This is a genomic window from Bacteroides pyogenes, from assembly GCF_014196225.1.
GTDB lineage: Bacteria > Bacteroidota > Bacteroidia > Bacteroidales > Bacteroidaceae > Bacteroides > Bacteroides pyogenes_A.
On sequence record NZ_JACIDI010000034.1, the window covers coordinates 1 to 7,576 of the forward strand.

The following is a 7,576-nucleotide window of genomic DNA, read 5'->3' on the forward strand; positions in this document are numbered from 1 at the left end:
TTATTCGATAAGTCGTGGAGAATCAAAATATATCACAGATTATTTTACGCTTTTAAACTCATCGGTCGGGGAACGGCCAGCGCCAAGGGGCGGGACCACCCGTCCCGACGAGCGTAAAAATTTAGTAAGCTAATGTAGTGAATCTGTTGTTATAGCACATATTAAAATGTACTACCAGTTTGACATCTTTCAGTCTTCTGATTCAATTACGTGAAAAAGCATTTCATAAGCTCACATGTAATCACACTGCGTTTCAGAAGGTCACCCCAAGGTCACTTCCGACACTCTATGTTCACCTTATGTTCGCCAATAAAAGAAAAAGCAGCTACGAAATTCGTAACTGCCTGATTTCCTTCGTGGACCAGCCTGGGCTTGAACCAGGGACCTCCAGATTATGAGTCTGTTGCTCTAACCAACTGAGCTACAAGTCCGTTGCATTTGATCTTTTTTAATGCGGTAGCAAAGGTAGAGCTTTTTATGGAGTTATGCAAGATTTTATGGCAAAAAAACGTTGGACCTTTCTCGCTACGGGGAATGGGGTATGATGTGTCGATAGTAATGATGGGGCAGGTTTTATGCTCCGTGTAAACTGACTCGAAAACTGTATCCTGCCTGTTCGCCCTTTCAGGGCTTCCCTGTTTTCACTACCAGCGACGGGTGGCATCCGTCAAAAGCTTTTTCTCCGCGTTGTTTCAAGGTTGCCGGTATCCATATTGTTCTCAGCTTAGGGCAATTCTCTATGGCATAGTCATTAATCTCCTCCGTGCCTTCCGCAAAGATCAGTTCTTCCAGCCCGTTGTGCCGGGTGATCAGGTTCTTGTCCACGAATTTAATCGGCTTTAGTTCCACCCGCTTTACTTTGCCGGGGATGTAGAGCGGTATGTTCGTCTTTTTCCCTTTTTTAGGGTAAACGGCTCCCTTGTAATTTTCGAGATGCGGGTTGTCCTTGCTGATGGTTAAGTCTGTCAGCATTGTGCCGTAATGGAGTAGCCCCATGCTTGTTTCACTGCCGAGCGATTGTATCCGCTTGCCTAAAACGATTTCTTCTACCTGATCGGGAATAGCGTCTTGCGGGTTGAAGCAGGTTATCTCTACTCCGCCGATATGCTCCGGAACGGTCAGCCGTTTCTTCTGTGTCTGCTTCACGTTTGTTGCGGCAAGCATCTCTTCGATAAGTCCATATTCGAAGTCGTCATCGGAAAACAAGACTCCGTCCAGACTCTGCGGAATCAGGTCTTTCTCATATTTTTCCGTTTCGTCTGCATCGTATATCGGGCCGTTGGTGGGGTCGGCCACTATCCACTTGCCGTCTACCCGTACATAATTCCAGGCATGACCGCCCCAAACACGCCCCATATTTAAAAAACCGTTGGTGACGAATGCGGAAATATGTTGCGTGTGACACATCACCTTGAGCAGATCGGCATATCCTTGGCAAACCGCCTGTTTGTTTTTGAATACCTCATACGGCCTGTTGTCTGCCAGTTCGTATTTTATGTTTTTGCGAATCCAGTCGTATATGGAATTGAACTTTTCTTTTTCCGTCTTCAACCCCTTCACCAGCGATTGGGTGAAAGTGGCAATTTCGTTGTATTCGGTTTCAGAGATACTGGTGCGTCCCATTTGCCTGGAGCGTTCGGGCGCAATTTTGGGAAGCAAAAGCTTCACTTTTTGGGCGCCGCTTCCTTCCAGCCGTAAGATTTCTCCTCCGGTTTCCTTAGGCGGTGTTTCTGTTTCTTTGGGTTGTTCTTCCTGTTTTTTATTTTCGTTGAGCGGATCTTCCGAACTGCATGCGCCCATGCTCAACATAGCCGTCAAGCTGCACAGAAGGAGTGTTCGATGTAATTTCATGGTATATTCTCTGTTTGTGTGGAAATAAATGTAGATATAAATGGTTTGTAAAAGGTTTTGCCGCATTATGTTTGCCTTGTTCTGAAACGTTGGTTGAGTCTAATCGCTTGTTAGACTGGTTTTGCCGCAGTATGTTTGCCTTATTCGCTGTACCGATATGTGCTTTCGAGGGGATGTGTCCCGGAGAAGACAGATCTCTCAGACCAACCGCCTCCATCGCCTCGAAAGCGATGTCGTCGAGGAGATGTATCCCGCAGAAGGCAGCTCTCTTAGAACTTGTATTTCCGCTTGGGGTTCTTCGGGAACCATCCTTTCTTCACCCGCTTTTCCTGGTCGAACACTTCTTTGATGGTCCAGAATGAAGAAAAGGCAAAAACACCCAATAAGGAGGAAATGATGACATTGCTCACGCTCAATGAAGCTATGACGCCTATGACTCCCCCTATCAGAAATATCCACCAGCATTTGGTACCCCAATAATATTCGGCTTTCACCACTAAGGGGTGGAAAAGGCCGATAATCAAAAAAGTACAAATCCCGATGAATAATCCCGCCAAATGATAATCGTAAAGAAACTCCATTCGCTTATTTATCTATACGGATGGGGATTTCTTTCTTGATGCTTTGCTCCAGCGAAATCAATGTCTCGGTAGCCACTACGCCCGGAATCTCCTGCATTCTGTTGTTCAGCAGATCCATGAGGTGTTCGTTGTCGCATGCGTAAACTTTCGTCAGCATGGTGTATGCTCCTGTGGTGAAATGGCATTCCACAATCTCCGGAATTTTCTCCAGCTGGGCGACAACGGTTTTGTACATAGATCCTTTTTCGAGTTTGATTCCGACGTATGTACATGTTCTGTAACCCAATGATTTGGGGTTTACATGATATCCCGAACCTACAATCACTCCCATATCGATCAGCCTTTGTACGCGTTGGTGGATGGCCGCTCGTGACACACCGCATTCTGCCGCTACATCTTTAAAAGGGATACGGGCATTCTGAGAGATAATCTCCAAAATCTGCCTGTCGAGGTTATCTATTTTCTCCATAATAATAAGTTTGTAATTTTCGTTTATTAGCAAATAGTAAGCAAATATAGAGATTTATTTTAATTTCTCTTCTAATTTGAGAAGAAAAGATGCAGAAACGAAAAAACAGGCATCCAGAATGGACACCTTCTTCTTTTTGTTTTCTCCGTTAGCTTCGTTACGCCGTATGTTTCCTGTTTATCCGCCATGAGCCTCGTCGGGTGAAACAGGCGAGCAGCTTGTTGGGTCCCGCCACCGTAATGGGAGCGTAGAATGCTTCGATGATGCTATGCAGGCGAGCAGCTTGTTGAGCTCCGCCACCGTGATGAGAGCGGAGAATACTTCGATGATGTTCCTGTCATTGAGCGTCTTACTGGTTTTATGAAACAACTTTGCGGCTACTTTGTGTTTAGCAACAGGTTTCTTTAAAAATGAGAAGAATTTGCTTTGTTTTTGTATCTTTATGTTATAATATTGCAAATAACCGAAAAGTTCACTGCTGATATTGGGAACTGTTCAGACCGGACTGATGAAAGGCGCGGATATCGAAAAAAGTATTGTTATTATTCGGAATGTTATTGACTGCAAACGTTGGGGTGGCTAAAGATGGTGATGAGGTAACTTATCAGGCTATTATTACCGATTGTGGTACTGTATATCAAATTCCCGCAGGGTGTTCGGTGGACTTGGCTTGTAAGCTTCTTGACTACTACACTAAAATAGATTGTGGAGGGATAAGTGGTGGCGAAGAGGCGGTAATGATAAATATAATAAATAATAGAAGTTGCTCCGCAGCATATTGCCGATTAAGTAAATGTGAAATGGAGGTTTATCATACATCGCTTGCATGAATTCGCACATGCGACTGCCGATTAAGTAAATGTCAGATGGAAATTTATCAGATAAAAAGAATATAATTATGAAACGAATTCTCCTTCTCAGCATCATTACGATGATGGCCTGCTACTCCGCCGCTCAAAAGAGAGACACCGTGCGTCTACGGGTTAATTACATGGCTGAATTCAAGCGATATGTGGAAGATAAAAAGCTCCGGACTGACGAAATGGTACTCGACATCGGTCATCAACAAAGCCGCTTTTATAGTCGATGGCATGACTTCAGGTGGCACATCACCGATAGCCTCATTGCCCGGGGAGCTTCATTCGCAGAGGTTCAGGGAGCGATTTCCGACTATCCGAGAGGCAGAGTGTTCGACAATATTTATAAACACTATCCGCAAAAAGACAGGTTGACGCTGACCACCTTTCTGCTGAAGCACTTCTATTACGAAGAAGCATTGGAAAAGCCTGTCTGGACGCTCATCCCTCAGGATACGGTGATTTTAGGCTACCGGTGCGGCTATGCCGAGGGCACATTCAGGGGCAGGAAATGGCGGGCTTGCTATGCGGAAGAGATTCCCGTGAGCGAAGGGCCTTGGAAACTTGGCGGCTTGCCGGGGCTTATCCTCTATGCGGCAGAAAGCAGCGGATACTTTTCTTACCGATGTATCGGCCTTACTCAAGTTCGCGGAGCGGTTATGCCCGTTCCGAAGCTGAAAAAGCATGTTCGCTGCTCGCGCCGCCAACTGATGGGCATGATCAAGGATAATGCCAAAGACCCGCTTGCTTTTGAACGAAAGTTAGGCCTTCCGGGCATAGCTTTCGATGCCAGCGGAAAGCCCTTGAAATACCCTCCCCGAACCCCTGCTTTTATGGAGGATTGACCGAAACGGTTGCCGCTATGAAATACGGGCTGTACATCTGGCTGTTGCTGCAACTGCTGTGTCGAAGCGGTGTTTCCGCACAGGAGCTTTCGGGAGTGGTGCTCGGCAAGAAGGACAACAAACCGGTAGAGAATGCTTTGGTGAAAACCATGGCTTCCCGCAACCGGATGGTGGCCTATACCTACACGAACGGGCAGGGACGTTTCAGCTTGCCGGACAAACCGGAAGCCGATACGCTGACCGTCTCGTGTCTGGGCTATGAGACGGTCAGTATGCCGGTTGGCGCTTTCAAGGCGCATGCCACCATCTATCTGTCCGAAAAAACCTTCGCGTTGAAGAACGTTGTGGTCACTCCGAAACGCATCGTGGTACGAAACGACACGCTGGCTTACTCCGTAGCCGGGTTCTCCATGCCGCAGGACAAGAGCATAGCCGACGTAATAGCCAAGATGCCCGGCTTCGAAATCAAAGAAAACGGGCGCATTGAATATAACGGCGTAGGCATCAACCGATTCTACATAGAGGGGATGGACTTGATGAACGACCGTTATGCGCTGGCAGGCAACAACCTCGACCGGCGAAAAGTGAAAACGGTGGAGGTACTTAGAAACCATCAACCGATTGCCGCCTTACGGGGAAAACTCTTTAGCGAGCAAGCCGCCGTCAATCTGGTGCTGGAGGACAACGCCAAGCTAAACTTTACCGGAACGGCAGATGTGGGATTCGGATACAATTCCGACAAATCGCTTTTGCACGACAACCGGCTGATCGGGATGACATTTCAGAAACAGCGTCAACAGCTCACCATGTACAAAAGCAACAATACGGGCGCCGATATCGGAGCCGAACTGATACCCATCAGGCTTCAGCTCTCCACCGTGCGCCCTTCGGCAGAAGCCGACATCCTGACGCCGCTTACGCCTTCGGCCGGAAACGCCTTGCCGGGCAAGCGATATACGTTCAACCAGTCGCACCTCTTCGCCACCAATCACTTGTATAAGGTCGGAAAAGTAACGACTTTGCGCGCGCAGGGAAGTTACCTGTACAACGATATCCGGGGATACCGGGAAGTCATAACCGACTATCTGTTTGCCGAGCCGCAAGCCGCCATCGTTCATGAAGACTACCGGACAGGAAGTATACAGAACAAGTACGACGCAAGTCTCACTTATGAGCAGAACAGCCGCAAACTCTTTGTCAAGAACGAATGGAAGGCCTCACTGACGAGGCAATCCGACCGCGGACGCCTGTATCTGAATGCAAACCCCGTCGACATCTGGGTGAAACCGGATAAGGAGTTCCTGCGAAACGATTTGCAACTGACCATACCCACTTCTTCTTCCGGAGCGATATCGGTGAGTTCGTCCGTGACTTACAACCGGATGCCGCAAAGCCTGCTCGTATTGAACGACCGCGTTCAAAACGTCACCTATCGCAGTCTGCACGCCGACAATACGCTCACCATGCGCGGCAAAGTGTTGGGGCTTTATGTTAAAAACGAGTTTGGATACGAATATTATCGTCAGTCGCTCACTACGTTGTCGGATGGGCAAGAGGAAAAAGCTGTCCTGAGCCGCTCTGTGCCTTCGTGGCAATCGTCGTTGACCTTGCGGAAAAACAGTCTCCGTTTTGCGGGAACGGTGGGACTGAAGTGGTGGAACATTCATAGCCCGTTGGAGAAAGTTTCTGCCTGCCTTCCCGAAGGAAGTTTGTCGATGAGGTATGAGATCAGCGGAAGCAATGCGTTCGATCTGGCCTATCGCTGCACACAGGCCTTTCCCGACCTGCAACACATTTACGGCGGTTTGCTCTATACGGGCTATCGCACCGCGCAAATCAACCGGGCGAAAGTAGAAGCCGCTCCGTCGCACTCGGTAACCGCCCGTTACGAATATTCACAGCCTGTGGATGGGCTGTTTATGACCGCATCGGCACGAGTGGGAATGGATAAGCGCAACGCCGTGTTCTACGGCACGGTGCAAGACAATCACCTCTACCTGTATTCATCGGAGCCGGCAAGCTACTACCGGAAGTCGGCCAATATCCATGCGCGAATCAGTCAGGCGGTGAACTTCTGGAAGACATTGTTCGCGCTGAGCGGGAGCTTGATTTATACGGAAGACAAACGGATGAACAACCACGTGATCGACAATGTCTATCACCGTCTGGTGGTAGGAAAGCTTTCCATTTCATCGAGACCCGCGCGCTGGCTGTCGGTGGAACTGAACGGCTCCACTACCCACAGCGGTATCTCCGGTCCGGGCATGGGTAACGCGAACACCCGTCTGGTGTTGGACGGCAATCTCTTTTTCATCGTGAACGATGCCTTAACCATCGGGTGGCGGAACAGCGGAAACCGCTACATGCAGCTCAATCAAAATGTATTCTTCTCCGATTTGTCGGTGACGTACAAGCATCGCCGCGTGGATTACGAACTTACGGCGAACAATCTTTTGGGGAAAACTTCTTATCAGCAAGACGCCATTGCCGTGAACTATTACGTAATCAGGCGTTATGTGCTGCGTCCGCGCGATGTATTGCTCAAGGTTTCTTTCAGTTTCTGACAAGTATGCGCCGCCTCATTTCTTCGTCGCGCGCCACCCGCCGTTATGGGGATGGGGGAATATCCGGCATGTCAGGCGGCTTCAACCTGATTTCCGTGCTAATGCCGACAATGCCGATGGAGAAATATCCGGCATGACAGGCGGCTTCGACGTGGGGAGAAGAAAGCGGACGGGAGAATCGCAGGCACACGAAACTGCGGCAGCGTGCAGCAACACATTCCGTGCGGGACTTAATGATAGAATTAAGGGTAAGAAATTGTTTCGACTTTCTGCATCGAGGCTGTCCATGCGGGGCTTTATGATAGAATTAAGGAGGTGAATTCTAAGTCCTCTCCAAACAATATCTATAAAATCTTACCCAGGTTTACGAATATTAACGTATCCTTGGGTAAGTTCTTATATAGACATA

The 7,576-nt window shown here is 48.4% G+C and carries 7 protein-coding genes and 1 tRNA gene; 3 read left to right on the forward strand and 5 right to left on the reverse strand.

Annotation, left to right across the window (positions count from 1 at the left end):
- Positions 1 to 357 precede the first annotated feature (357 nt).
- From GGR07_RS13605 to GGR07_RS13625, 5 genes are all read right to left on the reverse strand, one after another.
- Positions 358 to 431, reverse strand: a tRNA-Ile gene (locus GGR07_RS13605).
- A gap of 193 nt (positions 432 to 624) precedes the next feature.
- Positions 625 to 1,851 carry a transglutaminase domain-containing protein gene (locus GGR07_RS13610; RefSeq protein WP_172545170.1) on the reverse strand — a complete coding sequence of 409 codons (1,227 nt, stop codon included), beginning with the start codon at positions 1,849 to 1,851 and terminating at the stop codon, positions 625 to 627.
- A 269-nt stretch (positions 1,852 to 2,120) separates the two neighbouring features.
- Positions 2,121 to 2,432 carry a DUF4491 family protein gene (locus tag GGR07_RS13615; RefSeq protein ID WP_034544003.1) on the reverse strand — a complete coding sequence of 104 codons (312 nt, stop codon included), beginning with the start codon at positions 2,430 to 2,432 and terminating at the stop codon, positions 2,121 to 2,123.
- Positions 2,433 to 2,436: 4 nt separating this feature from the next.
- A complete protein-coding gene (locus tag GGR07_RS13620; protein WP_021643896.1) occupies positions 2,437 to 2,901 on the reverse strand; it encodes an Lrp/AsnC family transcriptional regulator in 465 nt (154 codons plus the stop codon).
- 177 nt (positions 2,902 to 3,078) lie between these two features.
- Positions 3,079 to 3,270, reverse strand: a complete 192-nt coding sequence (locus tag GGR07_RS13625) for a hypothetical protein (RefSeq protein WP_147298121.1) — start codon at positions 3,268 to 3,270, stop codon at positions 3,079 to 3,081.
- A gap of 529 nt (positions 3,271 to 3,799) precedes the next feature.
- On the opposite strand from GGR07_RS13625, the gene GGR07_RS13630 reads away from it, so the two are divergent.
- From GGR07_RS13630 to GGR07_RS13995, 3 genes are read left to right on the forward strand one after another with little or no spacing between them, the layout of a single operon-like run.
- Positions 3,800 to 4,603 carry a GLPGLI family protein gene (locus tag GGR07_RS13630; protein WP_172545171.1) on the forward strand — a complete coding sequence of 268 codons (804 nt, stop codon included), beginning with the start codon at positions 3,800 to 3,802 and terminating at the stop codon, positions 4,601 to 4,603.
- A gap of 17 nt (positions 4,604 to 4,620) precedes the next feature.
- A complete protein-coding gene (locus tag GGR07_RS13635) occupies positions 4,621 to 7,167 on the forward strand; it encodes a carboxypeptidase-like regulatory domain-containing protein (protein WP_147298123.1) in 2,547 nt (848 codons plus the stop codon).
- 5 nt (positions 7,168 to 7,172) lie between these two features.
- A complete protein-coding gene (locus GGR07_RS13995; RefSeq protein ID WP_256680546.1) occupies positions 7,173 to 7,304 on the forward strand; it encodes a hypothetical protein in 132 nt (43 codons plus the stop codon).
- Positions 7,305 to 7,576: the final 272 nt, after the last annotated feature.